This window comes from Corynebacterium nasorum, from assembly GCF_032821635.1.
In the GTDB taxonomy this organism is placed as follows: Bacteria; Actinomycetota; Actinomycetes; order Mycobacteriales; family Mycobacteriaceae; genus Corynebacterium; species Corynebacterium kefirresidentii.
The window spans coordinates 135,604-160,061 of sequence record NZ_JAVBIE010000005.1; the positions used below are offsets into that span (position 1 = coordinate 135,604).

Here is a 24,458-nt window from a genome sequence, read left to right on the forward strand (position 1 = left end):
GGAGCGCAGTTAATCGATGTGCTGATTTGTCGGCGCCACCACCAAAGGTTTTGGCGAGTACTTGGCGCGTAGCTCGCGCAGCACGGTGGCGTGCTCGGCCAAGCGCTTATCTTCCTCGGTATGCGGATGGAAGGGGCGGGCCACCTGTGGCTGACCATCATGATCGAGGGCGATATAGGCCACGGTGGCATGGATGGCGGTTTGCAAGTGCTCACGGCCGCCGCGGGGGTTGCCGGAGCGGACGTGGATGGACATCTGCATCGAGCGGGTATCGGTACGCATCATGCGGGCGTCGACCTCGATGAGGTCGCCGATGGAAATCGGGCGGTAGAAGCGGATGCCACCGGCATAGACAGCTACGGTGCGCTCGGCGGACCACTCCATGGTGCAGGCCGCACCGGCCTCATCGATCCATTGCATGGCGGTGCCGCCGTGGACCTTGCCGCCCCAGTTGACGTCGGTGGGCTTGGCTAGGAAGCGGTTGACCATACGCGGGGCATCGGAAGGCCCGTCATAGGTTTGCTCTTCCATCTCCGCCTCGATGGCCTTGCGCAGCTCAATGCGGGACTTGGCTGCTTCTTCTACGCGGCACTGTTCATCGGTTTCCGGCACGAAGGGCGGCACCGGGGTGGACTTGCCAGTGGCAGGGTCCTTGGCTACGAAGATGACCAGGCAATCGCAGGCGCGAGTGAAGATGCCTTCGCGCGGGTCAGCCGAAAGCACCTCATTGACGATGTGCATGGAAGACCGGCCGGTCATGGCGATGCGCGAGCGTACCTCCACGATGTGCCCGGAAGGGATGGGGCGGGTGAAGTGAATATGGCCCACGTATGCGGTCACGCAGTACTGGCCGGACCACTGCACGGCGCAGGCATAGGCGGCCTTATCAATCCATTCCAGGACGCGTCCGCCGCTGATGCCGGGGGCGCCGGCCATGGTGACGTCGGTTGGCGATGCCATAAAGCGCAGCGTCAGCGCCGGCGATTTCTGATTTTCCGCAACGGAAGGCGTAGGTGACATAAACAACAAGATAACAGTAGTTATGATGTAGTTATGAAAAAGCCCGTCGATCCCGCCGCTACCCGCGCGGCCGTCTTGGCCATTAAAGACTGGGTTGCTGCCCCGGCGGAGCATGATAAGCCAGGTAGGGCCCAGCTTGCCGACGCCGTCCGGCGCACCGCCCGCACCCTCGAGGCCGACGCGCCGGGACATTCCGTGGAGCTGCGCGTACCCCCATTTGTTGCGGTGCAATGCATTGAAGGGCCCCGCCATACCCGCGGCACCCCACCCAATGTGGTGGAGACCGACCCGGAGACATGGCTGCGTCTTGCCACCGGATTGGCGGACTGGGAAGAGTCCGTAGGCACTGGTCGCGTGGATGCTTCCGGCTCCCGCGCGGGCGAAATCGCGCAGTGGTTGCCGCTCATTCCGTTAGTTTCCAGCGGCGCGACAGGCTAATATAAACGCCGTGGTAGAAGTACATACTCCTAGTATCACCAATCTTGACGATCACAATGAGCAGGAGCCCCGCGAAGAATGCGGCGTCTATGGCGTTTGGGCTCCTGGGGAGGAAGTCTCCAAGCTGACCTACTTTGGGCTCTTCGCCCTGCAACACCGTGGCCAGGAGGCCGCTGGCATTGCAGTGGGCGATGATGACCGTATCGTCGTCTTCAAAGACATGGGCTTGGTGGCCAATATCTTTGATGAATCCACCCTGTCCGCCCTGCAAGGAAACGTAGCGGTGGGCCACACGCGCTATTCCACCGCCGGCGGCAAGGAATGGTCCAACGTGCAGCCCATGTTTTCTACCTCTTCCACCGGGGTAGACATTGCCCTTGGGCACAACGGCAATCTGGTCAACTACCTGGAGCTGCGCGAGGAAGCCGTGCAACGCGGCCTCATCAAGCCGCACGAGGAATCCGTTTCTGACTCCATGTGCTTGTCCATGCTGCTTGCCGACGGCGTGGATGAAGACACCTCCGTCTTTGACTCCGCCCGCGACCTGCTGCCGCGAGTTAAGGGCGCGTTCTGCTTGACCTTTACTGATGGGCACACCATGTACGCCGCCCGCGACCCACACGGCGTGCGCCCGCTTGTCCTTGGCCGCCTGGCCAAGGGCTGGGTAGTAGCTTCCGAGACCTGCGCGCTCGATATCTGCGGCGCCCAGTTCATCCGCGAAATTGAGCCCGGCGAACTCGTCGCCATCGATGAGGCCGGCATCCGCTCCGTAAACTTCGCGCCGGCCAAGCGTCACGGTTGCGTCTTCGAATACGTCTATCTGGCCCGTCCAGATAGCGATATCAAGGGTCGCTCCGTGAATGCCTCCCGCGTGGACATCGGGCGCCGCCTAGCCCGCGAGTACCCGGCCGAGGGCGCGGACCTCGTCATCCCGGTTCCCGAATCCGGTAATCCAGCCGCCGTGGGCTACGCCCGCGAATCTGGCATTACCTTCGCCCATGGTTTGGTCAAAAACGCTTACGTGGGCCGCACCTTCATCCAGCCGACTCAGACCCTGCGCCAGCTGGGCATCCGCTTGAAGCTCAACCCGCTGCGCGAGGTCATTAACGGCAAGAAGCTGGTCGTGGTGGATGATTCCATCGTTCGCGGCAATACCCAGCGCGCTCTCATCCGCATGCTGCGCGAGGCCGGCGCCGCTGAGGTGCACGTGCGCATCGCCTCCCCGCCGGTGAAGTGGCCGTGCTTCTACGGCATTGACTTCGCCTCCCCAGGTGAGCTGATTGCTAATGCCAGCCCTTCCGACGATCCGGAAACCGTCTGCGCCACCATCTGTGACACCATCGGCGCCGATTCCCTGGGCTTTGTCTCCGTTGAGGAGATGGTGGCCGCCACCGAGCAGCCCCGGTCCGAGCTGTGCACCGCTTGCTTCACGGGCGAGTACCCGCTCGGCCTGCCCGCCGGAAACTCCAATGCAGACGCCGTGCGCACCTTGCTCGGCACCAAATAACAAAGGACTTTTGAAACCATGAGTGACAATACCTACGCCGCAGCCGGCGTCAGCATCGAAGAGGGCGACCGCGCAGTTGAGCTTTTCGCCCCGCACGCCAAGCGCGCCACCCGCCCCGAGGTCCTTGGCGGCCTCGGCGGCTTTGCCGGCCTGTTTAAGCTCGGCGATTATAAGGAGCCCATCTTGGCCGCGGGTTCCGATGGCGTTGGCACCAAGCTGGCCGTGGCCCAGGCCATGGACAAGCACGACACCATCGGCATCGACTTGGTCGCCATGTGCGTCGATGATCTCGTCGTCTGCGGCGCGGAGCCGCTTTTCCTGCAGGACTATATTGCCGTGGGCAAGGTCGTGCCGGAAAAGGTGGCCGAGGTAGTCAAGGGCATCGCCGAGGGGTGTGTGCAGGCCGGTGCCGCGCTATTGGGCGGCGAGACCGCCGAGCACCCCGGCATGATGGAAGAAAATGAATACGATGTCTCCGCCACCGCGGTAGGCGTCGTTGAGGCTGATGGCGTGCTTGGCCCCGATAAGGTCCGTGATGGCGACGTGCTCATCGCCATGGGGTCTTCCGGCTTGCACTCCAATGGCTACTCTTTGGCCCGCCACGTCCTTTTGGAGCAGGCTGGCATGCCTCTCGACGGCCACGTAGAAGAGCTGGGCCGTCCCCTCGGAGAGGAGCTGCTGGAGCCTACCCGCATCTACGCCAAGGACTGCTTGGCTTTGGCCAGTGAGTGCTCCGTATCCACCTTCTGCCACGTCACCGGCGGTGGGCTGGCCGGCAACCTCGAGCGCGTCATCCCGGAAGGCCTAGCCGCCGATATTAACCGCGCTTCGTGGACCCCGGGTCAGATCTTCAAGCTCATCTCCTCAGTGGGCAAGGTGGAGCTGGCTGAGATGGAGAAGACCTTCAATATGGGCGTGGGCATGATTGCCGTGGTCAACCCTGAAGACCGCGACCGCGCCCTAGCAATGCTTACCGCGCGCCACATCGATGCGTGGGAGTTGGGCACCGTTCGCTCCGCCTCTGGCGAGGAGCCGCGCGTGCTCATGCACGGCGAGCACCCAAATTTCTAAAAGTGCCTTGCCCTGCCAGGGGAGGGCATGAGGAAGGGCCCTAGGAAATCCTAGGGCCCTTGAACTATCCAGCGGCGAGCGGAAGATTAGCGTTCGTCGCGGTCGTCATCCCATTCATCGACGTAGTCGGCGTATGGGTCATCCTCTTCATAATCGCGGGAGTCACCCTCTTGCTGTGCGGCGAGTTCCCGTTGTAGGGACTCGATATCCATCTCGGGTGAGTTGTACTTGAGCTGGCGTGCAACTTTGGTCTGCTTTGCCTTTGCGCGTCCGCGTCCCATGTGCATGACCCCCTTGGGTTAGTAGGGCGCGCCAGGGATTCTTGGGCGCCCCATCGACTTGTCTATTGAGTATCTTCCTGTAAGACACAATAGCCTGTGTGACGAAAAAATTCCGCACCGCCCCCTAGCTAGTGGGAGATCTAACGTCCGCGCAGCCGGTTTACCGCCTCACGTCCGGCCTTGGGGCCCTCATCTTCGGGGATGGAAGAAGGATCAATTGAAGCCGCCGTATCGCCCACCTCTAGGGTGCCGGCGTCCAGCGCAGAGCGCTTCACCAGGCCTAGAGCAATGGGGCCAAAATCGCAGTCATCCACGATTGTGCCGATGCGGCCTACCTTACGTCCATTGAAAGTAATGTCATCGCCCACATTCGGCCGTTGCGGGGCTGAGCCGTCGAGGTGCAGCTGCACCAATAGGCGAGGGGAACGGCCGAGGTTTTCCACGCGCGCTACCGTTTCCTGACCGCGGTAACAGCCCTTATTGAGGTGGACGTGGGCCGGATTATCTGTGCTACGGCTAATCCACTGCGGTACCTCGTGGGGGATGGATTTATTATCTAGATCCGCTGCCAGCTCCGGCTGACGGGCCCGCACACGCTCGGCGGTAAACGCCATAAGCCCGGCCAGTCGCGCGCCGGATTCCTCCAAGAGCTTCGTTGCCTCAACCAAGGATTCGCGCGGAACTCCCAGGTCAACGCGATTGATTCCGGTCCACTGAACCTGGCGGGAAAACTCCACCATGGGTGGTAGGGGAATATCGGTCTCACCCAGGAGAGTGAGGATGGCGATATCGGCTTCCTCTACGGTGACCTCGGACCAAAAGACCATCATGGTGAGGAACTTAAAAAGGGAGTCGAATTGGGCCGCGGGGACGTCGATAAGAAAGGCGTCTTCGGTGCGGACGATATCCATGTGGTGGAGGATATGTCCTTGGATGTCTAGGTCAAGGGCACCGGCGCTAAAGCCCACGGGGGCGGTATCCAGCTTTTGCGAAAGCAAATTATTAAGAAACTCGGCGGCGTCCTTGCCGCTGACACGGATGACGCGGCGTTGGGAACGGTCGATGACTATGGTGCCGCCATCGGCAGCCCGTTGCTCACCCAGTGGATTGCCATAGTGCCAGGCCACGCCTTGGGCATCGAGTACGGTTGCGTCCTGGTGCTCCGCGGCACCGGTGCGTTGCAGAAGAGGCGAAGAATAACTCACAACTACCGATGGTAGGGCATAATCAAAGGTATGAAGTTCTCGCCGCGAAAAGAGCCGGTCATCTACGTTGTGGAGCCCTTTGGAGGGTCGGTACGCAGGCATCTGCCCACGCTGCCTCTCGTCTACGCGGACGATGCCGCGGTCACCCGCGGCGATGGCATCTTTGAATCCCTGCTCGTGCGCGGCGGAAAAGCCGCTAACCTGCAGCGCCACGCGCAGCGCTTCCGCGATTCAGCCCGCACGATGAACCTGCCGGAGCCGCCCATGGACAAGTGGGAAGAAGCCACGCGTCTCGCCATCGCGGACTTCTGCGGGGACGAGACAGGGGATGCTAAATGCACCTGGACCTATACCCGCGGGCGCGCCTCTACGGGAAGGCCGAGCGCCTGGGTCGTGGTTCAACCCATCGAGGAAAGGGTCCTAGAACAGCGCGCGCACGGCGTAGCCGTCATGACCAGCCCGCGCCTGTGGCACGTAGCTGAGGAATTACCCGCCAAGACGCTCAACTATGCGGCCACGATGGCGATGCTGCGCATGGCGCGAGAGAAGGGCTTTGAGGATCTCATCCTCACCGATCCGGACACTGGAGAAATCCTCGAGGGCGCAACCTCGACCGTGGTGGCCGTCAAGGGAGAGAAACTGCGCACCGCCGCCGGCCGCGGCATCCTTCCCGGAACCACGCAGGCGGCCCTTTTTGCCCACGCCACAAAGGAGGGCTATCGCTGTAAGGCCAAGCCGCTCACCGTGGAGTATGTGGAAAAGGCGGACTCAGTGTGGCTGGTGTCTTCGGTGCGCGTTGCCGCCCGAGTCACCCGGCTTAATGACAAAAAATTAAAGGCCCCGGATAACGTGGACGTTATCCGCGACCTTATTGATAAAGCGCTAGGGGACTAGCCAGCGATACGGGTGAGCTCTGCGGACATGTAGGGACGCATCTCACCATCAACCATGCGCTCGTCTACCCAGCCCAGGTTGTTATTGGGCATCAGGCCGTACATGCGCTTGCCCGGCCCCAGGTTTTTCGGTCCGGTTTCGGTGACCATGGTGGAGGCGGACTCCAGCTGCCATGCGCGGTCATTGAACTGCTCGCCGTAGAAGATTTCCACAATGCCGTTGGAAGAGGTGTAAGTGACCTCGATTTCATCCTTTTCAGAAATGCGCCAGAAGCCGGTCTCGCGCACGGAGGGGCCTTCCGGCTTGCCCTCGGTATCAATCTTCCAGGTACGGGAGCTAAACGTGAGGTAATTCTCGCCATCGTGGGCGATGACCAGCTGCTGGCCAAAGGTATATTCCTGGCCCTGCGTATCGTGTGCCTGGCCCTCGCCTTGCCAGACGCCCACGAGGGGGAGCAGTCCTAGCAGGCCGTCGTGCAGCGATGGGCCCTGGCGCAGGTTAGCGGTATCGTCCGGTACCGGGGTATCGCCCAGCTCGAGAGCGGGGATATTGCGGCTAGCGGCGTCTTTCCACTGCTCGGCGGCCTGGTTCACGGCATCGTTGCCGTTGAGCTTTCCCGGATCATTTTCCGGGTGGGAAGCCGCGGTGGTTTCGATGTTTTCGGGAGTGGTTTCATTATTATTTTCGCTCATGGGCGTCCAGCCTAGTCGTGAACCCGCCTATTTAACTACTAGACTTGGGCCTCGTGCATGCATTGATGATCTCGAATCCCAACTCGACCTCACAAACCAACGCCCTTTTCCGCCAAATCGTTCCTTGCCTACAAGCGGTGGAGGGGCTGCGCCTGAAGGTGCAATTTACGCACCACCCCGGCCACGCCGAAGAGATGGTCAAGGGAATGACCAGGGATGACTATGACGTCATTATCGCTGTAGGCGGAGATGGGACCGTCAACGAGGTAGTCAACGGGCTCCTCGGCCCGGCCGATGGGCAGCGCCCCGACCCCCACTCCATCCCCGCACTGGCCGTAATTCCTACCGGGTCTGCCAATGTTTTCGTGCGCGCTCTAGGTTTTCCCAACACTCCGGTGGAAGCCACTCACGTATTGGCGCGCATGCTGGAGCGCAACCTCCGTCGCACCATTTACCTGGGCACGTGGAACGATCGCTGGTTTGCCGTCAATGCCGGCTTCGGCTTGGATGCGGATGTTTTGGCGCGCGTGGACCGGGCGCGCGAGCAAGGATTTTCTGCCACTCCACTGCGCTATCTCAATGTTGCCATTCGGGCGTGGAGCCGCGCGCGGAAGAATCCACCGCATATTGCGGTTAAGGCCGAATCCAGCACCGGCGAGCAGCTGCGCAAAGACGATGTGCCGCTCATGTTTACCTCCAATACCAACCCGTGGACCTTCCTAGGCCCTCTGCCGGTTGTGACCAATCCGCGCAATTCTTTTGATGAGGGCCTTGCTCTTTTTGGCCTGGAGGAGTTTAGCGGACTTGGCGGCGTCGTCGGCCTGCTGCACCTCTTTGGCGCCGATAAACGTGGATGGCTCAATAAGCTCACCAAAGAAAAGACCGTGGCCTTCGACGATGCCATGCGCGTCGAACTGGTCTGCCGCGAACCGCAGCGCTTCCAGGCCGACGGGGAATCTGAGGGGCGCTTCGATGCCGTTACCTTAGCCTCCGTGAAGGAAGCCATCGAGGTATTCGCCCCGCAGGATAGGAGAGAAGTCCATAAGCGCACGATGAAGGAAGTGCTCCGGGACTTTATCCGCCTGCGCTAGCCTGCGGCGCAGGTCCCACCCGGTGCTTGGTGTCGGCGGCTTTCTTTTCTGCCTCTTCCACGGCCTTTTGCTCCGAGCCTTCAATCTCCAGAGGAGAGAGTTGGGCCAGCTGCACCTTGATATTGCGGCGCTGTATTTCGAAGGAGATGGTGCCGCCCTGCATTTTTACCGCGGTAGCCTGGGCCGGAAGCGGAAGCTGGCGAGTATCAAAGTTGAGGGAAAAGGCCTTTTGCAGGCGCTCGTCATCGGTGTCATAGACCTGCATGCGAAACTCCGGCCCGACTAAGCGGAGGGTGACTTTGGCGGTGGACTTGTGAGTATCGCCAGGCAGGGTGCCTGTCAGCTCAGCTTCCGCGGAGGTGCCACCGGAAGGGGAGATATCGTCTGGGTTGGCAATGGATAGATCGGTAATTCCCAGCAGGCGGCCCAACGCCACCCCGTCTAAGGAAATGCCGCGCGAGTAGGTAGAAACAGGCGCGCCCTCAATATCGCCGTTCATTACTTGTTCTGGGGTCACTGTAATATCGCGCAGTACGGTCGAAGCATTGACCATTCCCAGCTTGGGCACCTCCACGTCGAGCGCCTTGACCTCCAAATAGGGAATTTCCTTCGAGGCCGCAGCCCACACGTAGGGGGTGCCACCGATAAAGACATCTGGCGTATTTTCCAGCCGTGAATTGGCTTTTACGGCCTGTGCCACCTTGTGTTCCGTGTGCATAGCCACGCAGGCATCCGCCACCCAGGCCGCAATGAATACGCACACCACGAGGAGGATGTGTACGATGCGCCGGTCAATTCTTAGAACACTCACCCCTTCATTCTTACCCTACGTATTCTGGGGTCTATGACTAGCAATGCCTTTAGTATCACGGAAGAAAACCTGCCGGACTCCCCGGAGCTGGCGAGCCGCCTAGAAGAGCTTGCTGAGCAGGCCGAACGTGTGGATGGAATGGCGCCCCTTTCAGAGCAGTTCCTTAATGGCCTCACTGATTCCCGCCTGCAGCATCGCCACTTGGTGGCGTGGGTAGATAAGAAGCCGTGCGGCGTGGCTGGGCTGGATGGTTCCACCGCCGAGCTATTTATCGCCCCAGATTTCCGCGGACAGGGCTATGGGGCTTTGCTTTACGACGCCGCCGCGGAACCCCCCAATCTCCAGGCCTGGGCCCACGGGAACCTGCCGGCCGCACAGGCCCTGGCACACTCCCGAGGTCTGCAGGTCACCCGTAAGCTAGTGGTTATGGGTATTGGGGGAGAAGAGCTCGCTGCTGTCGCCCGTCCCGAGGACGTGCCTTTGACGGCGCTCAATTACTCCGAGTCGGTAGCAAAATGGGGGCAGGAGTTTGTGGAGGAGCAGTGGCTCAAGGCAAATAATGAGGCTTTTTCCTGGCACCCTGAGCAAGGTGGCTGGGATATAGATCGCCTGCACCGCGGCATGGAGGCGGATTGGTTTGATCCCGCTGACCTGCTCTTCTTGTGGGATACGGCAGGAGATCCGGTCCTAGCCGGCTTCCACTGGACCAAATGGCATGCGGAGGAAGCCCCGGGATTCGGTGAGGTCTACGTGGTGGGCTTGGCTGCGGACTATCGCGGCAAGAAATTGGGTGGACCGCTGCTGCAGATTGGTCTGCGTCGCATGGTGGAAAAGGGTGCTCAGCGGGGAATTCTTTATGTGGAAGCGGACAATGATCCGGCGCTGAAAGCATATGAGCGCCTGGGCTTTAAAGTTGATGAAGAACACGTTGTATGGGGTGCGTGTGACTAAAGTCATGGGGTGGGCCGTGTTTGTTCACTCAGAGTTCACCTCCTAGAACCCTTTTGGTCAGATACTGCGGATAGCTTTACACCCTGTGAGTTAACCGCACCTGTGCACCTGCATCCCGCCCCAGAAGGCGGAGCGGGATGCAGGAAAATCTCTCTAAGAGATGCGGTTTCCTCGGACAATCAATCTCTGATCTGCACCGGAAAGGGTTTTCCCGTGATTCGCAACTTCAAGCGCACTGCCGCAATCTTCGGCATCGTAGCCGCAACCTCTACCGCTCTCGTAGCTTGCTCTGAGGAGTCTGGCTCCTCCTCCGATTCCGCTGGCGGCGAGGACGTCTCCGGCGAGCTCGTCGGCGACGGTGCATCCTCCCAGCAGAACGCAATGTCTTACTTCCAAACCGCGTTCTCCGAGGATCACCCAGACGCTTCCCTGTCCTACAATGCTTCCGGTTCCGGCGCCGGCGTTGAGGCCTTCACCAACGGCCAGGCTGACTTCGCTGGTTCTGACTCCGCCCTGAAGGAAGACGAGGGCGAGGTCGAGGCTGCCGCTAAGCGTTGCGACGGCAACGAGGCATGGCACCTGCCAACCACCATCGGCCCGGTTGCAATCGCCTACAACCTGGGTGACACCGAGATTAACCTTTCCACCAAGACCCTGGGCAAGATCTTCAAGGGCGAAATCAAGAAGTGGAACGACAAGGCTATCGCCGCTGACAACGAGGGCACCGACCTGCCGGACAAGGACATCACCGTCATCTTCCGTTCCGACGAGTCCGGTACCTCCGCAAACTTCCAGAAGTTCCTGAAGGCCGCTACGGGCGACTGGGACTCCGAGGGCAAGCAGTTCCCGGATTCTGTTGGTGAGGGCGCTAACGGTTCCTCCGGCGTTGCTGACCAGGTTGCAAGCATCGACGGTGCTATCACCTACGTCGAGGCTGGCTTTGCAGACCAGAAGGAAGGCGAGGGCGTTAAGAAGGCCAAGATTGACTTCGGCCACGGCCCAGTTGAGCTCTCCACCGAGTCCGTCAACAAGGCTCTGGAAAACCTGGAGTTCAAGAAGACCGACTCCGAGCACAACATGGTTGTTGACTCTGAGGCACTGTTCTCCTCCGATAACGAGGGTGCATACCCGCTCATCCTGACCACCTACAACATCGTCTGCTCCAAGGGCTACGATGAGGAGACCTCCAAGCTGGTCAAGTCCTTCTTCACCACCGTCCTGGATCACCAGGACGACCAGCTGGCTGAGCAAGGCTTCATCCCGGTTGAGGGTGCTCACCTGGACAAGCTGAAGGCTGCTGTTGACGCTTTGCAGTAAGCGCTAAAGCTGTAAAAGCTTAATACCTCCCGCCCCCACTGCCGCACACGATTCGCGCTTTGGGGGCGCAGGTATGTAACGATATTTTCCATTTTCAACGCTGAAAAGGATTAACAGTCTCATGGCAGACAATAATCTCACCACGGCTCCAGAGCAGGCGGACGCGAATATCACCGCTGCCGAGCGAGTCTCCACCAGCGGACACGAAGAGGTAGCTACCACCAGCTCCAATAGCGGCGTAAAGCGCCCAGGCGATCGTGTCTTTGAGTTCCTGTCCACTGCTTCGGCAACACTTATTACCGTCATGATTGCGGCTATTGCCGCCTTCCTGCTGTGGCGTGCAGTTCCCGCCCTGGGAGTCAACGACGGCGGCATCTTGGGTTTCTTTACCTATGGTGGCCGTTGGGAGACCACCGATACTTCTGCGATGAAGTTCGGTATCCCGACCATGTTCGGTACCACCGTCCTTATCTCCGTCTTCGCCCTCCTGCTGGCTATGCCGGTGGCCCTGGCCATTGCCATCTTCCTGTCCAACTACGCGCCTGCCCGCTTGGTCAAACCTCTCGGCTTCCTGGTGGACATGCTCGCTGCGGTTCCTTCCATTGTTTATGGTCTGTGGGGCTGGCAGGTTCTCGGCCCGGCGCTATCCGGCTTTTACTCCTGGATGGAGTCTTGGGCCGGCGGCTTCTTCCTCTTCCATGTCTTCGATAACTCGCCCTCTTTTGCTACCGGCCGCAACTTGTTTACCGGTGGCATCGTGCTCGCCGTGATGATTCTGCCAATCATCGCGGCCACCGCCCGCGAGGTCTTCGTGCAGACCCCTCCAGGCCAGGTGGAATCCGCCCTGGCGCTGGGCGCTACCCGTTGGGAAGTTATCCGCATGACCGTGCTGCCATTCGGCATGTCCGGCTATATCGCAGGCTCCATGCTCGGCCTGGGCCGTGCGCTGGGTGAGACCATGGCGCTGTACATGGTCGTCTCCCCGCTGATTGACTTCCGCTTCTCGCTTTTCGATGGCGGCACGACCTTCGCCACGGCCATCGCCCTGGCATCTGCCGAGTTCGGTAACGAGATGCGCGCTGGTGCCTACATCGCCGCCGGCCTCATGCTGTTCTTGCTGACCTTCGTGGTCAACGCAATTGCCCGCGCCATCGTGAAGAAGAAGTAAGGAGGGGAGGATCAATGACTACGACAACTAATGCCAAGCCTGCCTCCCAAGGCGGCGCGACATTCCTGGACATCTCCGACTCCCGCAAGATGACCAATAACATCGCCACTGCAGTGGTCTGGGGCGCAATGATTTTGGCTATGGTCCCGCTGGTGTGGGTTCTGTGGGAACTCATCGCCCGCGGTAGTGGCGTAATCCTCAACCCTGAGTGGTGGACCGCCTCCCAGCGCGGCATCATGAATAGCTCGGCTGGCGGCGGTGCTGCCCACGCAATCGTGGGTACTTTCGTGCAAACCATTTTGGCTTCCGTCATCTCCATTCCCATCGGCATCTTCACCGCTATTTACCTGGTGGAGTACTCCAAGGGTGGATGGCTTGGCCGCGTCACCACCTTTATGGTGGACATCCTGTCTGGTGTGCCGTCCATTGTTGCGGCTCTGTTCATCTTCGCCATGTGGATCACCCTCTTCGGTTTCGGCCGCTCCGGCTTCGCCGTGGCGCTGTCCCTGGTACTGCTGATGATTCCGATTGTGGTGCGCAATACCGAAGAGATGCTGCGCGTGGTCCCAATGGACTTGCGTGAGGCGTCCTACGCGCTCGGTGTACCAAAGTGGAAGACCATCGCCCGTATCGTTCTGCCTACCGCCCTGTCCGGCATCGTCACCGGCATCATGCTGGCGATTGCCCGTGTGATGGGTGAGTCCTCGCCGGTGCTGGTCTTGGTTGGCTCCTCCTCCGTCATCAACTGGGACGCTTTCAAGGGATCTCAGTCCTCGCTCCCGTTGATGATGCTGGATATGTACAAGGCTGGCGCTCAGCCAGCCGTGCTGGACAAGCTCTGGGGTGCAGCTTTGACGCTGGTTATCCTCATCGCCGTCCTCAATATTGCGGCCCGCATCGTGTCCGCAAAGTTCTCGGTTAAGAAGTAAAACGCCGTAACACTCGATTCCGCCATACACTTGCTAGAGGAGAAACTCCCAAATGTCTAAGCTCGCGCTCAATGACGTGAACATTTTCTACGGCGACTTCCACGCCGTGCAGAACGTGAATATGCAGATCCCGGCCCAGGCCGTGACCGCATTCATCGGCCCTTCCGGCTGCGGTAAGTCCACCGTGCTGCGCACCATCAACCGTATGCACGAGGTCATTCCCGGCGCCTCGGTAAAGGGTGAAATCCTGCTCGATGGCACCAATATCTACGGACCAAAGGTTGACCCAGTATCCGTACGCAACACCATCGGCATGGTCTTCCAGAAGGCTAACCCGTTCCCCACGATGTCCATTGAGGACAATGTCGTGGCTGGCCTCAAGCTTTCCGGTGAGAAGAACAAGAAGAAGCTCAAGGAAGTCGCGGAGAAGTCCCTGCGCGGCGCCAACCTGTGGGACGAGGTCAAGGACCGCCTGGACAAGCCGGGCGGCGGCCTTTCCGGTGGTCAGCAGCAGCGTCTGTGCATCGCCCGCGCCATCGCCGTGGAGCCAGAGGTGCTGCTCATGGACGAGCCTTGTTCCGCCCTAGACCCGATTTCCACCCTCGCCGTGGAGGACCTTATCCACGAGCTGAAGGAGAACTTCGCCATCGTCATCGTGACCCACAATATGCAGCAGGCAGCCCGTGTGTCCGATAAGACCGGCTTCTTCTCCCTGGAAGCAACCGGCAAGCCGGGTCACCTGGTGGAGTTCGATGACACCACCAAGATCTTCGAGAATCCTTCCCAGAAGGAGACCGAGGATTATATCTCTGGCCGCTTTGGCTAAAGAGTAGAGAGATTGTCCGAGAAAACGGGCCGGTTCATTCGAACCGGCCCGTTTCTTAGTTTTTATTCCTTAGCGGCGGAACTGACGCTCCAGCTCGGCCATACGGGCCTCGAACTCCGCGTCCTTCTTGCTCTCTTCTAGCTTCTTGGCATAGTCGTGGGGCAGCAGCCCAGTGATCAAATAGATAATGTGGCCGGCAACCGAAACGCAGTGGTCGGCATAGCGCTCGTAATAGCGCGTAATCTGCGAGGTCTCCACTGCCTCTCGGACGGATCCTTCCCACTCGCGCTGGGTCAGGAGGCGCAAAAGATGAGAGTTGATATCGTCCACGGTGTCGTCATCGGCGCGAAGGTTCACGGATAGATCCGCGTCGGGAGTAACGAGAATATTGTGCAGCACAGAACCCATCTCTTCAGTGAGACGGTACAGCTCCTCAAAGTAGCCCATGTAGTTCGCAGGCACCACGGGATCGGGGTGGCGGCGGCGTGCGGAATCCGCGATGTGTTGGGCAAGCTTTCCCATTCGGTAGAGGTCTTCCACGATATAGATGGAAGAGACAACTTGGCGGAGATCCTGCGCCATGGGGTTTTCTAGTGCTAAAAGTTTTACGGCGCGCTCCGAGCATCGAGTGCGGATCTCATCGAGCTCCTCAGTCATAGTGAGAGCTTCTTCGGCAGATTCCAAAACGCCCTGGATTAGCGCCTGTGAGGCCTTATCCATGATGGTGCGCACGGTATCGCACATGACGATGAGGTCATGGGAGAAGTTGTCTAAGTGTTCCCTGTAGGCAGCACGCATGCCAGAAATAATAGCGAAAACTTTCCATTCCCGCGCAACTTAAGTGGAAGATAAATGCACGATACCTATATACCCCAGGGTGCTCTGATGCCCTAATAAGGTTAACCGCCGGAATTCATAATATCTGCGGCGACGGGAACGCATTCATCCTCCGGATCGTCGAGCCAGCCATCTGGCAATGCCACCTTGGAAGGCGAACCTTGGCGGCCTCGGGCACCGTCGGCGTCGGCAGCCAAGGCGTCGGAATCTGCCCATGGGGCTAGGAGCTCTCGCAGTGCGTCGAGGGAATCCACCTTGGCCAAGCCCGCGCGTACTTGGCCGCCGACTGGGAAGCCGCGCAGGTACCAGCCAATGTGTTTGCGAATGTCGCGGGAAGCATTATCCTCGCCATCGTGCTCTGCGAGTAGCTCTGCGTGGCGGAGAATAACCTGGGTAACCTCACCCAGGGTGGGCTCAGCTGGGATGGACTCGCCGCGAAGGGCAGCGCCGAGCTCCGCAAAGAGCCACGGGCGGCCGAGGCAGCCGCGCCCGACCTGCACGCCGTCGCAACCGGTCTGTTCCATCATGCGGCGCGCATCCTCGGCGCGGAAGATATCGCCGTTGCCCAAAACCGGGACTCCAGTGTCTGCTAGGTGCTCTTTTAGTCGGGCGATCTCGTCCCACCGTGCTTCACCGGAATAGCGCTGGGCGGCGGTACGGCCATGCAAGGTAACGGCGGCGGCGCCGGATTCGACGGCGATGCGCCCCGCATCAAGATGCGTATGGTGTTCATCGTCAATGCCTACGCGCATCTTTACCGTTACTGGGATGTCGGTGCCCTCAGCAGCTTTGACGGCGGCGGAGACAATATTGCCAAAGAGGCGTCGCTTATAAGGCAAAGCGGATCCACCGCCGCGACGGGTCACCTTGGGAACCGGGCAGCCAAAGTTCATATCAATGTGGTCCGCCAAGTTCTCGTCCACGATCATCTTTGCTGCCTTGTAAGTATATTCCGGATCCACCGCATAAATCTGCAGTGATCGGGGATCCTCCTGCGGAGCAAAGGTTGTCATGTGCAGCGTCTTTTCATTGCGCTCTACTAGCGCGCGGGCGGTGACCATCTCACAGACGTAGAGGCCGGAAACCGTGCCAGTGCGCGCCAATTCCTGCTCGCGGCACAACGTGCGGAAAGCAACGTTGGTTACCCCCGCCATCGGGGCGAGGATGACGGGGGAGGAGAGATCGTAGTGTCCAATGCGCAAATTCACGCCCCAATTGTGCTAGTTGACGGGCCAAAATAGCAACTAGGGCCACAGTGGTGGCGTTCCTTATTTCCGTTTTATGGGGTGGGGGTCACACAAATGTGGTGGAAATCTTGCAAAGATTCGCTAATGTGGTCTGTGTAACTAATTAGGACGGCCGTTATTTTGGCTAGTCTCTCGATGAAGGAGGATTACCCTTGTCCGAAAGAATCGCGTATGCCCCGTTTCAGAAGCTCGTAGTTTCGGCAGAAGAGGCTGCTCAGCACGTAAACCACGGTGATCGCGTAGGCATTTCCGGCTTTACCGGCGCTGGCTACCCTAAGGGCCTGCCTACCGCCATCGCAGAAAAGGCCAAGGCCCTGCACGAAAAGGGCGAGGAATTTAAGATCGATGTCTTCTCTGGTGCCTCTACTGCTCCGGATTGCGATGGCGTCCTCGCGGAAGCTGAGGCGATTCGCTTCCGCTCTCCTTATAACTCCGATCCCACCTTGCGTAAGCAGTTCAATGACGGAACCGCGCTCTACCAGGACATTCACCTGTCTCACTCTGGCCAGCAAGTAGAGGAGGGCTTCTACGGTGATTTCCAAGTAGCCATCATCGAGGCTGTGCGCATCACCGAGGAAGGCCACGTCGTCCCGTCCTCCGCCGTGGGCAATAACCTCGAATATATTGAGGCTGCGGATAAGATCATCATCGAGATTAATGAGTGGCAGTCCATCAACCTCGAGGGCATGCACGATATCTACCGCATCGAAAAGCTGCCGAACCGTCAGCCGATCCCTATCACCAAGCCGGGTGACCGCATCGGTACCACCTACATGGAGGTGCCGGAGGAGAAGGTGGTCGCAGTGGTCAAGACCGATGCCCCCGACCGCAACGCGCCGTTTAAGGAGCCGGACGAGATCTCGGAAAAGATCGCTGCAAACTTCATCGAGTTCCTTGAGGGTGAGGTGGCTGCCGGCCGCCTTGAGTATGACAAGTTCATCATGCAGTCCGGCGTGGGCAACGTGCCAAATGCCGTGATGGCTGGCCTCCTGGATTCCAAGTTTGAAAATATCCAAGCCTACACCGAGGTTATCCAGGATGGCATGCTTGATCTAATTGACGCCGGCAAGATGACCATGGCCTCTGCTACCTCCTTTGCCCTTTCCCCGGAGTATGCCGAGAAGATGAACGCGGAGGCAGAGCGCTACCGCAAGCACATCATTCTTCGCCCACAGCAGGTCTCCAATCACCCAGAGGTCATTCGCCGCGTTGGCCTGATTTCTTCCAATGGCATGATTGAGGCCGATATTTACGGCAATATCAACTCCACCAACGTCTCCGGCTCCCGAATCATGAACGGCACCGGTGGCTCGGGTGACTTCACCCGCAACGCCTATATCTCCACCTTCGTCTCGCCGTCCGTGGCCAAGGATGGCGCCATTTCCGCGCTGGTTCCTTTCGTGTCTCACACGGACCACACCGAGCACGACACCATGGTCATCATTACCGAGTATGGAGCAGCTGACCTGCGCGGACTGGCTCCGAAGGAGCGCGTGGAGAAGGTTATCTCTGTCGCTCACCCGGACTACCGTCCGCTGCTGGAGGACTACTTCAAGCGTGCCAAGGAAAACAAGTTCCAGCACACCCCGCACGATTTGAAGACCGCCTTCGACTTCCAGGTGAACTTCATGGAAAAGGGCGATATGCGCGGCTAATCTAACTGTGTCCTGGCGAGCGCTCAGCGGTGAGCTGGGCGCCTTTCGCTTGCCGACGCCCCCTAATTAGGACTTTGCAAATGTCGCAAGCTAAGATGTAACGACGTTGGGCCTTTAGCTCAGTTGGTAGAGCTACGGACTTTTAATCCGCAGGTCGTGGGTTCGATCCCCACAGGGCCCACAACTGGAGCCACCCGGTAGGGTGGCTCCTTTTAGTTTTTCACCATCTTCTTGATGGCGCGCATCGCCTCTTCTAGCTTCTCCGTGGCCACTTCGCCGTCCTCGGCGGCAGCACCGGCCACGCAGTGCTCGATATGGTCTTCTAGGAGCGCGAGTGAGACATTTTCTAGCGCTGACTTCACGGCCGAAATCTGGGTAATAATGTCAATGCAATACTGGTCTTCCTCGATCATGCGATGGATGCCGCGTGTTTGGCCCTCAATACGTTTGAGCCGTGCGAGGTAGCGATCTTTACTTTGTGAATCTGCGTTATATCCGTGCACGTGTGGCTCGTGACAGGAGCACGTTTGATGCTGGTCAGACATGGTTCCTAATCTTTCTGGGGGAGCGATTTTGTAACTAGGTGAGGTCTCCAGTATATTTCTAGAGGTCGCCATAGCGCGACGGGCCCCCATCGTCTAGCGGCCTAGGACACTGCCCTTTCACGGCAGCGGCACGGGTTCGAATCCCGTTGGGGGTACCAACATGAAAGTGTTGGTACGAATTAAATATTCGATTGGCCTTGTGGCGCAGTTGGTTAGCGCGCCGCCCTGTCACGGCGGAGGTCGCGGGTTCAAGTCCCGTCAAGGTCGCAGAAAAGCAGCAATCGTTTCTACGATTGCTGCTTTTTGTTTTGGTACGCTGGCGCCAACTAAGGAATTAGGAGAGTCAGCACTGTGGAACCATACGTAGGGATTGTCGTCTTTGAGCTCGTGTCGCAGGATTCGGAGCTTAGGAATTTCTACCGGGAAGACTTCTTCCTCGTCTACGCAGATTCTGAGGAGGAGGCGCACCACAAAGTTGCTAACCGAGCTCACGAGCAAGAGTATGAAGAGCTGAAGTTGCGCCACATTGTAGATGTTGCTCCGGCCCTGTATGGCTATGTGGACCGAGATTGCGACCTTTACTCGCGACACTTTGCCGCACTGGAAGACTATGAGCGCTTTGAGATGAAATTAGGAGGAAGCGATCCTCTTCAGGCTCCCGAATAGTGTTATGACGTGCTGATTTGGTGAGTGTCGGGAGTCTTCTGTAAGGTAACTATCCGTGCCAGAGAGCACGCATAATTTAAAATGGCCTTGTGGCGCAGTTGGTTAGCGCGCCGCCCTGTCACGGCGGAGGTCGCGGGTTCAAGTCCCGTCAAGGTCGCGGAAACCTTCGGGTTTCTGGCCAGATAGCTCAGTCGGTAGAGCACACGCCTGAAAAGTGTGGGGTCGCCAGTTCGATCCTGGCTCTGGCCACAATAATGGCTCCTCTTAAGAGGGGCCATTTTTGCTTTAGTATAGGTGCATGGAACACGCTATTGCACACCAGACCGATAAATCCCGTTACGTCCTCACCGTGGACGGTACTGAGGCGGGTGCTTGCTACTACGTAGACGCGGGCGATACCCGCGAGTTCAACCACACGGTCATCAAGGATGCTTTTCGCGGCCAAGGACTGTCTGCGCCGTTGATTAAGGCTGCGCTTGATGATGCCCGGGGCGTCGGCAAGCAAGTCATCGCTTCCTGCTCCGCCGTGGCGCACTTTATAGAAAAGAATCCCGAATACCGCGACCTGCTACGCCCAGAAGGCATATAAAAAGCGGCCCACAAGTGCCTGTGGGCCGCTGGGAGAGAATTTAGATGTAGTAGTCGGGGTCGACCAGTTTGATGCGCTCATTTGGATTGCGTGGGCGGTTCTTGGCCGGGATGCCCACCGCGATATGTTCGGCGGGCACGTCCTTCGTCACTACGGCATTGGCGCCAATGGCCGATCCCTCACCGATCGTGATGGGGCCGAGTACCTTAGCGCCTGCGCCGATGACTACATTGTCCTCGATGGTGGGGTGGCGCTTAGTCTGAGTGAGTACCTGGCCACCGAGGGTGACACCGTGGTAAAGCATGACGCCATCGCCAATCTCGGCGGTTTCACCGATGACGATGCCCATGCCGTGGTCAATAAAGAAGCGGCGACCGATAGTGGCGCCCGGGTGGATTTCCACGCCGGTAAAGAAGCGGTTAATTTGCGCTAATATGCGCGCGGGCCCGCGTAGGCCGCGCTTCCACATCCAGTGCGAAATGCGATGAGACCACACCGCGTGGAGGCCGGAGTACACTATTGCATTTTCGACGTCGCCGCGAGCGGCTGGATCGTGATCTCTTGCATTCGCTAAGTCTTCACGGATGTAGCTCATAATGTTCATGCTCACATAGTACTGGCATAAAAAAGGCACCCGCCAAGGTTGGCGGGTGCTTTTATTCATCCGAAGTGATTTAAGCCTCGCGGATGTCCTCGAAGAGGATGGTGGAGACGTAGCGCTCACCGAAGTCCGGTAGGACAACCACGATGGTCTTGCCCTCAAACTCTGGGCGCTCTGCCAGCTTCAAAGCTGCAGAGACGTTAGCGCCGGCGGAAATGCCTACCAGCAGGCCTTCCTGGGTGGCCAAGTCGCGGGAGGCCTTAATGGACTCCTCGGTGGTGGCGGTAAAGACTTCGTCGAGAAGCTCGCGGTCAAGTACCTCAGGAACGAAGTTGGCGCCGATGCCCTGGATCTTGTGCGGGCCAGCGTGGCCTTCAGATAGGACAGGGGAGTCGGACGGCTCGACGGCGGCCAAGTGCAGGTCCGGATTCTTGGACTTGAGGAAGCGACCCACACCGGTAACGGTGCCGCCGGTGCCTACACCAGCAACGAAGGCATCAACCTTGCCCTCGGCGTCTTCCCAGATCTCCGGGCCGGTGGTCTCCTCGTGCATCTTCGGGTTTGCCTCGTTGGCGAACTGTGCAGCCAGGATAGCGTTGTCGTTCTCGGCGACGATTTCATTCGCCTTGTCGACGGCGCCCTGCATGCCCGCCGCGCCTGGGGTCAGTACAATCTCTGCGCCATAGGCGCGCAGCAGCACCTTGCGCTCGTTGGACATGGTCTCCGGCATGGTCAAGATGACCTTGTAGCCCAAAGTGGCGCCGGCCAGAGCTAGGGCAATGCCGGTATTGCCGGACGTGGCTTCCACGATGGTGCCGCCCGGCTTGAGCTGACCAGACTTCTCAGCGGCCTCAACGATGGCCTTGCCGATGCGGTCTTTCACGGAGTTAGCGGGGTTAAAAGATTCAACCTTGGCAAGCACGGTTGCACCCTTGCCCTCGGTAAGACGGTTTAGGCGGACCAGCGGGGTGCCGCCGATGGTTTCCATAATGTTGTTGTAGACAGCCATTGTATTGACTCCTTTGGGAATCGGATTTGGATTCAAATCGTGTACAACGCAAGGGTACACTACACAAGTAGACCGGTCAGTATATAAATTCTAGACCGGGCATTCGGGCATTCCATGTGGGATTACAACACCGGATAAGCCAGGGGCGATTTCGAATTACCCCCACATGCTGTCTATACTTCCACTCAGTTGCCCGCTGGCCCCCAAATTCCCGGGGGGAAGACGGGTACACCTGCTTGGTTACCCCCGACGAGGAAAGAGTCTCATGGAGTCGCATCGCCTCAAAGATGATGAAGAATCCGTACGCGCGGCGTTATCGTCCCTGAAAACCGCTACAGGTATTCCGGTGACGATGTATGCCACGCTGCTGCCAGACAATCGCTTGCAGATTACGCAGTGGGTGGGCCTACGTACCCCAGCGCTGCAGAATCTGATCATTGACTCAGGCGTTGGTGTGGGTGGGCGAGTGGTGAGCACTCGCCGCGCGGTAGGCGTCTCCGATTACACCCGTGCTACTACCATTTCGCACGAGAATGATCGCGTAATCCAAGACGAGGGCCTGCACTCCATCGTGGCTGTGCCCGTTACGGTCCAGCGCGAAATCCGCGGCGTCCTCTACGTGGGAGTGCATTCACCAGTTCGCCTGGGCGACAAGGTCATTGAAGAAGTGACGATGACCGCGCGCACTCTTGAGCAGGACCTAGCTGTAAATTCCGCGATGCGCCGCGCCGATGGGTCTAAAGGCGGAGCCGCCCGCGGCCACGTTATGAACGGTGCTGAGTGGGAACAGGTACGCTCCACCCACTCTAAGCTGCGCATGCTGGCTAACCGCGTGGAAGACGAGGAGCTGCGCAAGGAACTGGAGACGCTATGTGACCAGATGGTTTCTCCGGTGCGCGTGAAGCAATCCACCAAGCTCTCCGCCCGCGAGCTCGACGTTCTCTCTTGTGTGGCCCTGGGCCACACCAACGTGGAAGCGGCTGAGGAAATGGGAATCGGCGCAGAAACTGTGAAGTCTTATCTGCGCTCGGTAATGCGTAAACTCGGTGCGCACACCCGCTACGAGGCGGTCAATGCCGCCCGTCGCATCGGCGCGTTGCCTTAAGAACCGGTAGCGTAGGCAGTTGTGAAAGATCAGTTTATTGTTTCCGGCGGTGCCCGCTTAGAGGGCACCGTCAAAGTAGATGGCGCAAAAAATAGCGTCTTAAAGCTCATGGCCGCATCCTTGCTGGCGGAGGGCACTACGACGCTGACCAACTGCCCAGAAATTCTGGACGTCCCCCTGATGAAGAAGGTCCTCGAGGGGCTCGGTTGCGAGGTAGTTATCGAGGGCTCTGAAGTCCGGATTACTACTCCTGCGCAGCCACAATCTAATGCGGACTTTGATGCAGTCCGCCAGTTCCGCGCCTCCGTTTGTGTGCTCGGACCCCTGACCTCCCGCTGTGGTCATGCCAAGGTAGCGCTGCCCGGCGGCGACGCGATTGGTTCCCGCCCGCTAGACATGCACCAGACGGGCCTGGAAAAGCTGGGCGCTACCACTCGTATTGAGCACGGTGCCGTCGTGGCAGAAGCCACCCACCTACGTGGCGCGAATATTCGCCTTGATTTCCCGTCAGTGGGTGCAACCGAAAACATCCTCACCGCCGCGGTTCTCGCTGAGGGGGAAACCGTTCTGCATAATGCGGCTCGTGAGCCCGAAATCGTCGATCTGTGCACCATGCTCAAGTCCATGGGTGCCGATATCGAAGGTGAAGGAAGCTCGGTGGTGACTATCCGGGGCGTCGATAAGCTGCAGCCCACCCAGCACGAGGTTATCGGTGACCGCATCGTGGCAGGTACATGGGCATATGCCGCCGCCATGACTCAGGGGGACATCACGGTGGGCGGTATCTCGCCGCGCCACCTGCACCTGCCACTGGAAAAGCTGAAGTCCGCCGGTGCCGAACTGGAAACCTATGAGAACGGCTTCCGCGTACGCATGGATCAGCGCCCGCAGTCGGTGGACTATCAGACCCTGCCATTTCCGGGGTTCCCTACTGATTTGCAGCCTATGGCCATTGGCATCTCCGCCATTGCGGACGGAACGACGGTCATTACAGAGAATGTCTTTGAATCCCGCTTCCGCTTTGTAGATGAAATGCTGCGCCTGGGGGCCGATGCCCAGGTTGATGGACACCATGTAGTAGTCCGCGGCAAAGAGCGGCTGTCTTCTACTCACGTATGGAGCTCCGATATCCGCGCAGGTGCGGGCTTGGTGCTTTCTGCGTTGTGTGCGGATGAGACCACTACGGTTCACGATGTTTTCCACATCGACCGCGGTTATCCGAATTTTGTAGAAAACCTGCAGCGTCTCGGCGCCACGATCGAAAGAACTCAGGAAGAAGAGCTCTTTTAACGACGTCCCCAGTACACAGTTTTCCGTTGTGTGCTGGGGATTTGTGTTGTTTGGTTGTGGTGGACTACATTAATCCAAGTCGCCGAGAGGTAGCCGGGAGGTTACTTGATGGTGACATTTTGTACGGACTTGGTTCGATGATTTGATTTTGTTCTTTGAGTTGAGTAAGTTTGTACGAGCTGCCGATGAGAGGTTAACGGGAAGTTAATTTTCTGTTGGTTGGCGGTGATGTTTGAGAACTCAATAGTGTGCCAATGTACTTTTTATTTTTTGTGTGCATGGTTGTGTGTTGATTGGTTTGTCTGCCAGCAGGCTTAGTGGTTTGTTGGTTGGTGTGTGCCGGTTGGGTATGTGGAACACGTACCTTTTTGAATGCTGTTTGGTGTTTCGGCTGCATTGAGATGGATTGGTTGGCATGTGATTGTGTTTACCTTTTTTGGTTTCCTCTTTTTGACCCCGTCGGGTTGAGGGGACTGTTTATTTTTTCTTTGTAGTAATTTTTTGGACGCCAGCATGAGCTGCATTTTGTGTGGTTTGTGGTGGTTTGTTCTTTTGTTGGGTTTCGGGCTTTTCACGGCCTGTTTCGGATTTGTTCTGAAATTTTTTTGTGGAGAGTTTGATCCTGGCTCAGGACGAACGCTGGCGGCGTGCTTAACACATGCAAGTCGAACGGAAAGGCCCTGCTTGCAGGGTACTCGAGTGGCGAACGGGTG

The 24,458-nt window shown here is 58.6% G+C and carries 25 protein-coding genes, 5 tRNA genes and 1 rRNA gene; 21 read left to right on the forward strand and 10 right to left on the reverse strand.

Annotated features, from left to right (window positions below):
• Window positions 1-9: 9 nt before the first annotated feature.
• On the reverse strand, window positions 10-1,020 hold the full coding sequence (locus RAE07_RS06030; RefSeq protein WP_239205537.1) for an acyl-CoA thioesterase: 1,011 nt from the start codon (window positions 1,018-1,020) through the stop codon (window positions 10-12).
• Window positions 1,021-1,053: 33 nt separating this feature from the next.
• Here RAE07_RS06030 and RAE07_RS06035 point away from each other — a divergent pair, with 33 nt between their 5' ends.
• The 3 genes from RAE07_RS06035 to purM are packed head-to-tail and all read left to right on the forward strand — an operon-like array spanning window position 1,054 to window position 4,036.
• Window positions 1,054-1,458 carry a sterol carrier family protein gene (locus tag RAE07_RS06035; protein ID WP_317001534.1) on the forward strand — a complete coding sequence of 135 codons (405 nt, stop codon included), beginning with the start codon at window positions 1,054-1,056 and terminating at the stop codon, window positions 1,456-1,458.
• Window positions 1,459-1,468: 10 nt separating this feature from the next.
• Window positions 1,469-2,965, forward strand: coding sequence for an amidophosphoribosyltransferase (gene purF / locus RAE07_RS06040; protein WP_248100191.1), 1,497 nt, complete (start codon window positions 1,469-1,471; stop codon window positions 2,963-2,965).
• Between the two features lie 18 nt (window positions 2,966-2,983).
• Entirely contained in the window at window positions 2,984-4,036 is a 1,053-nt protein-coding gene (gene purM / locus RAE07_RS06045; protein ID WP_023019867.1) for a phosphoribosylformylglycinamidine cyclo-ligase, read from the forward strand.
• An 86-nt stretch (window positions 4,037-4,122) separates the two neighbouring features.
• On the opposite strand, the gene RAE07_RS06050 is transcribed toward purM, so the two are convergent.
• Both RAE07_RS06050 and ygfZ read right to left on the reverse strand, forming a co-directional pair.
• Window positions 4,123-4,317 carry a DUF3073 domain-containing protein gene (locus RAE07_RS06050; protein ID WP_023019866.1) on the reverse strand — a complete coding sequence of 65 codons (195 nt, stop codon included), beginning with the start codon at window positions 4,315-4,317 and terminating at the stop codon, window positions 4,123-4,125.
• A 140-nt stretch (window positions 4,318-4,457) separates the two neighbouring features.
• On the reverse strand, window positions 4,458-5,522 hold the full coding sequence (gene ygfZ, locus RAE07_RS06055; RefSeq protein ID WP_317001536.1) for a CAF17-like 4Fe-4S cluster assembly/insertion protein YgfZ: 1,065 nt from the start codon (window positions 5,520-5,522) through the stop codon (window positions 4,458-4,460).
• 30 nt (window positions 5,523-5,552) lie between these two features.
• Between ygfZ and RAE07_RS06060 the strand changes: the two genes are divergently transcribed.
• Window positions 5,553-6,416: an aminodeoxychorismate lyase gene (locus tag RAE07_RS06060; protein WP_317001537.1), complete on the forward strand. Its 864-nt coding sequence runs from the start codon at window positions 5,553-5,555 to the stop codon at window positions 6,414-6,416.
• Here RAE07_RS06060 and RAE07_RS06065 read toward each other — a convergent pair.
• On the reverse strand, window positions 6,413-7,108 hold the full coding sequence (locus RAE07_RS06065; RefSeq protein WP_317001538.1) for a heme-binding beta-barrel domain-containing protein: 696 nt from the start codon (window positions 7,106-7,108) through the stop codon (window positions 6,413-6,415). The genes RAE07_RS06060 and RAE07_RS06065 overlap by 4 nt on opposite strands.
• Window positions 7,109-7,161: 53 nt before the next feature.
• Between RAE07_RS06065 and RAE07_RS06070 the strand changes: the two genes are divergently transcribed.
• Window positions 7,162-8,199, forward strand: a complete 1,038-nt coding sequence (locus tag RAE07_RS06070) for a diacylglycerol/lipid kinase family protein (protein ID WP_234288162.1) — start codon at window positions 7,162-7,164, stop codon at window positions 8,197-8,199.
• Here the strand turns inward: RAE07_RS06070 and RAE07_RS06075 are convergent.
• A complete protein-coding gene (locus RAE07_RS06075) occupies window positions 8,183-9,010 on the reverse strand; it encodes an LmeA family phospholipid-binding protein (protein WP_200288673.1) in 828 nt (275 codons plus the stop codon). The genes RAE07_RS06070 and RAE07_RS06075 overlap by 17 nt on opposite strands.
• A 33-nt stretch (window positions 9,011-9,043) precedes the next feature.
• Here RAE07_RS06075 and mshD point away from each other — a divergent pair, with 33 nt between their 5' ends.
• From mshD to pstB, 5 genes are all read left to right on the forward strand, one after another.
• The gene (gene mshD, locus RAE07_RS06080; protein ID WP_317001539.1) at window positions 9,044-9,961 is read left to right on the forward strand and encodes a mycothiol synthase; all 918 of its coding nucleotides are present in this window, start codon (window positions 9,044-9,046) and stop codon (window positions 9,959-9,961) included.
• Between the two features lie 213 nt (window positions 9,962-10,174).
• A complete protein-coding gene (gene pstS, locus RAE07_RS06085; RefSeq protein ID WP_179386949.1) occupies window positions 10,175-11,278 on the forward strand; it encodes a phosphate ABC transporter substrate-binding protein PstS in 1,104 nt (367 codons plus the stop codon).
• Window positions 11,279-11,399: 121 nt separating this feature from the next.
• On the forward strand, window positions 11,400-12,446 hold the full coding sequence (pstC, locus tag RAE07_RS06090; RefSeq protein WP_023019858.1) for a phosphate ABC transporter permease subunit PstC: 1,047 nt from the start codon (window positions 11,400-11,402) through the stop codon (window positions 12,444-12,446).
• Window positions 12,447-12,460: 14 nt separating this feature from the next.
• Window positions 12,461-13,375, forward strand: a complete 915-nt coding sequence (gene pstA / locus RAE07_RS06095) for a phosphate ABC transporter permease PstA (RefSeq protein ID WP_317001540.1) — start codon at window positions 12,461-12,463, stop codon at window positions 13,373-13,375.
• A gap of 52 nt (window positions 13,376-13,427) precedes the next feature.
• The gene (pstB, locus tag RAE07_RS06100) at window positions 13,428-14,201 is read left to right on the forward strand and encodes a phosphate ABC transporter ATP-binding protein PstB (RefSeq protein ID WP_317001542.1); all 774 of its coding nucleotides are present in this window, start codon (window positions 13,428-13,430) and stop codon (window positions 14,199-14,201) included.
• Between the two features lie 69 nt (window positions 14,202-14,270).
• On the opposite strand, the gene phoU is transcribed toward pstB, so the two are convergent.
• Both phoU and dusB read right to left on the reverse strand, forming a co-directional pair.
• Window positions 14,271-14,999, reverse strand: a complete 729-nt coding sequence (gene phoU, locus RAE07_RS06105; protein ID WP_317001543.1) for a phosphate signaling complex protein PhoU — start codon at window positions 14,997-14,999, stop codon at window positions 14,271-14,273.
• Window positions 15,000-15,100: 101 nt separating this feature from the next.
• Window positions 15,101-16,246 carry a tRNA dihydrouridine synthase DusB gene (gene dusB, locus RAE07_RS06110; RefSeq protein ID WP_239205549.1) on the reverse strand — a complete coding sequence of 382 codons (1,146 nt, stop codon included), beginning with the start codon at window positions 16,244-16,246 and terminating at the stop codon, window positions 15,101-15,103.
• 191 nt (window positions 16,247-16,437) lie between these two features.
• On the opposite strand from dusB, the gene scpC reads away from it, so the two are divergent.
• Both scpC and RAE07_RS06120 read left to right on the forward strand, forming a co-directional pair.
• Window positions 16,438-17,940, forward strand: a complete 1,503-nt coding sequence (gene scpC / locus RAE07_RS06115; RefSeq protein WP_200288676.1) for a succinyl-CoA:acetate CoA-transferase ScpC — start codon at window positions 16,438-16,440, stop codon at window positions 17,938-17,940.
• 108 nt (window positions 17,941-18,048) lie between these two features.
• Window positions 18,049-18,121, forward strand: a tRNA-Lys gene (locus tag RAE07_RS06120).
• A gap of 31 nt (window positions 18,122-18,152) precedes the next feature.
• Here RAE07_RS06120 and RAE07_RS06125 read toward each other — a convergent pair.
• Entirely contained in the window at window positions 18,153-18,485 is a 333-nt protein-coding gene (locus RAE07_RS06125) for a metal-sensitive transcriptional regulator (protein ID WP_023019853.1), read from the reverse strand.
• A gap of 82 nt (window positions 18,486-18,567) precedes the next feature.
• Between RAE07_RS06125 and RAE07_RS06130 the strand changes: the two genes are divergently transcribed.
• The 6 genes from RAE07_RS06130 (at window position 18,568) to RAE07_RS06155 (ending at window position 19,740) form a co-directional block, all read left to right on the forward strand.
• Window positions 18,568-18,643 (forward strand) — tRNA-Glu (locus RAE07_RS06130).
• A 35-nt stretch (window positions 18,644-18,678) separates the two neighbouring features.
• Window positions 18,679-18,752: transfer RNA gene (locus RAE07_RS06135), tRNA-Asp, on the forward strand.
• Between the two features lie 84 nt (window positions 18,753-18,836).
• Window positions 18,837-19,151, forward strand: coding sequence for a DUF4288 domain-containing protein (locus tag RAE07_RS06140; protein ID WP_023019852.1), 315 nt, complete (start codon window positions 18,837-18,839; stop codon window positions 19,149-19,151).
• 83 nt (window positions 19,152-19,234) lie between these two features.
• Window positions 19,235-19,308 (forward strand) — tRNA-Asp (locus tag RAE07_RS06145).
• Between the two features lie 19 nt (window positions 19,309-19,327).
• Window positions 19,328-19,400 (forward strand) — tRNA-Phe (locus RAE07_RS06150).
• A gap of 49 nt (window positions 19,401-19,449) precedes the next feature.
• Window positions 19,450-19,740: a GNAT family N-acetyltransferase gene (locus RAE07_RS06155; protein ID WP_023019851.1), complete on the forward strand. Its 291-nt coding sequence runs from the start codon at window positions 19,450-19,452 to the stop codon at window positions 19,738-19,740.
• Window positions 19,741-19,780: 40 nt separating this feature from the next.
• Here RAE07_RS06155 and epsC read toward each other — a convergent pair whose 3' ends face one another.
• The gene (gene epsC / locus RAE07_RS06160) at window positions 19,781-20,344 is read right to left on the reverse strand and encodes a serine O-acetyltransferase EpsC (RefSeq protein WP_034655513.1); all 564 of its coding nucleotides are present in this window, start codon (window positions 20,342-20,344) and stop codon (window positions 19,781-19,783) included.
• A gap of 70 nt (window positions 20,345-20,414) precedes the next feature.
• The gene (gene cysK / locus RAE07_RS06165) at window positions 20,415-21,350 is read right to left on the reverse strand and encodes a cysteine synthase A (protein ID WP_023019849.1); all 936 of its coding nucleotides are present in this window, start codon (window positions 21,348-21,350) and stop codon (window positions 20,415-20,417) included.
• A 265-nt stretch (window positions 21,351-21,615) separates the two neighbouring features.
• Between cysK and ramA the strand changes: the two genes are divergently transcribed.
• The 3 genes from ramA to RAE07_RS06180 form a co-directional block, all read left to right on the forward strand.
• Window positions 21,616-22,455 (forward strand): acetate metabolism transcriptional regulator RamA, encoded by an 840-nt coding sequence (gene ramA, locus RAE07_RS06170; RefSeq protein ID WP_005325834.1) that lies wholly within the window; start codon window positions 21,616-21,618, stop codon window positions 22,453-22,455.
• 21 nt (window positions 22,456-22,476) lie between these two features.
• Window positions 22,477-23,745 carry a UDP-N-acetylglucosamine 1-carboxyvinyltransferase gene (gene murA / locus RAE07_RS06175; RefSeq protein WP_023019848.1) on the forward strand — a complete coding sequence of 423 codons (1,269 nt, stop codon included), beginning with the start codon at window positions 22,477-22,479 and terminating at the stop codon, window positions 23,743-23,745.
• Window positions 23,746-24,349: 604 nt separating this feature from the next.
• Window positions 24,350-24,458: ribosomal RNA gene (locus RAE07_RS06180) — 16S ribosomal RNA — on the forward strand; the annotation flags it as partial.

Coding starts and splice junctions, on each gene's coding strand:
- RAE07_RS06030 (WP_239205537.1), bottom strand. CDS start 1,020: ATGTCACCTACGCCTTCCGTTGCGGAAAATCAGAAATCGCCGGCGCTG.
- RAE07_RS06035 (WP_317001534.1), top strand. CDS start 1,054: ATGAAAAAGCCCGTCGATCCCGCCGCTACCCGCGCGGCCGTCTTGGCC.
- purM (WP_023019867.1), top strand. CDS start 2,984: ATGAGTGACAATACCTACGCCGCAGCCGGCGTCAGCATCGAAGAGGGC.
- RAE07_RS06050 (WP_023019866.1), bottom strand. CDS start 4,317: ATGGGACGCGGACGCGCAAAGGCAAAGCAGACCAAAGTTGCACGCCAG.
- RAE07_RS06060 (WP_317001537.1), top strand. CDS start 5,553: ATGAAGTTCTCGCCGCGAAAAGAGCCGGTCATCTACGTTGTGGAGCCC.
- RAE07_RS06065 (WP_317001538.1), bottom strand. CDS start 7,108: ATGAGCGAAAATAATAATGAAACCACTCCCGAAAACATCGAAACCACC.
- mshD (WP_317001539.1), top strand. CDS start 9,044: ATGACTAGCAATGCCTTTAGTATCACGGAAGAAAACCTGCCGGACTCC.
- pstC (WP_023019858.1), top strand. CDS start 11,400: ATGGCAGACAATAATCTCACCACGGCTCCAGAGCAGGCGGACGCGAAT.
- pstA (WP_317001540.1), top strand. CDS start 12,461: ATGACTACGACAACTAATGCCAAGCCTGCCTCCCAAGGCGGCGCGACA.
- pstB (WP_317001542.1), top strand. CDS start 13,428: ATGTCTAAGCTCGCGCTCAATGACGTGAACATTTTCTACGGCGACTTC.
- phoU (WP_317001543.1), bottom strand. CDS start 14,999: ATGCGTGCTGCCTACAGGGAACACTTAGACAACTTCTCCCATGACCTC.
- RAE07_RS06125 (WP_023019853.1), bottom strand. CDS start 18,485: ATGTCTGACCAGCATCAAACGTGCTCCTGTCACGAGCCACACGTGCAC.
- RAE07_RS06155 (WP_023019851.1), top strand. CDS start 19,450: ATGGAACACGCTATTGCACACCAGACCGATAAATCCCGTTACGTCCTC.
- epsC (WP_034655513.1), bottom strand. CDS start 20,344: ATGAACATTATGAGCTACATCCGTGAAGACTTAGCGAATGCAAGAGAT.
- cysK (WP_023019849.1), bottom strand. CDS start 21,350: ATGGCTGTCTACAACAACATTATGGAAACCATCGGCGGCACCCCGCTG.
- ramA (WP_005325834.1), top strand. CDS start 21,616: ATGGAGTCGCATCGCCTCAAAGATGATGAAGAATCCGTACGCGCGGCG.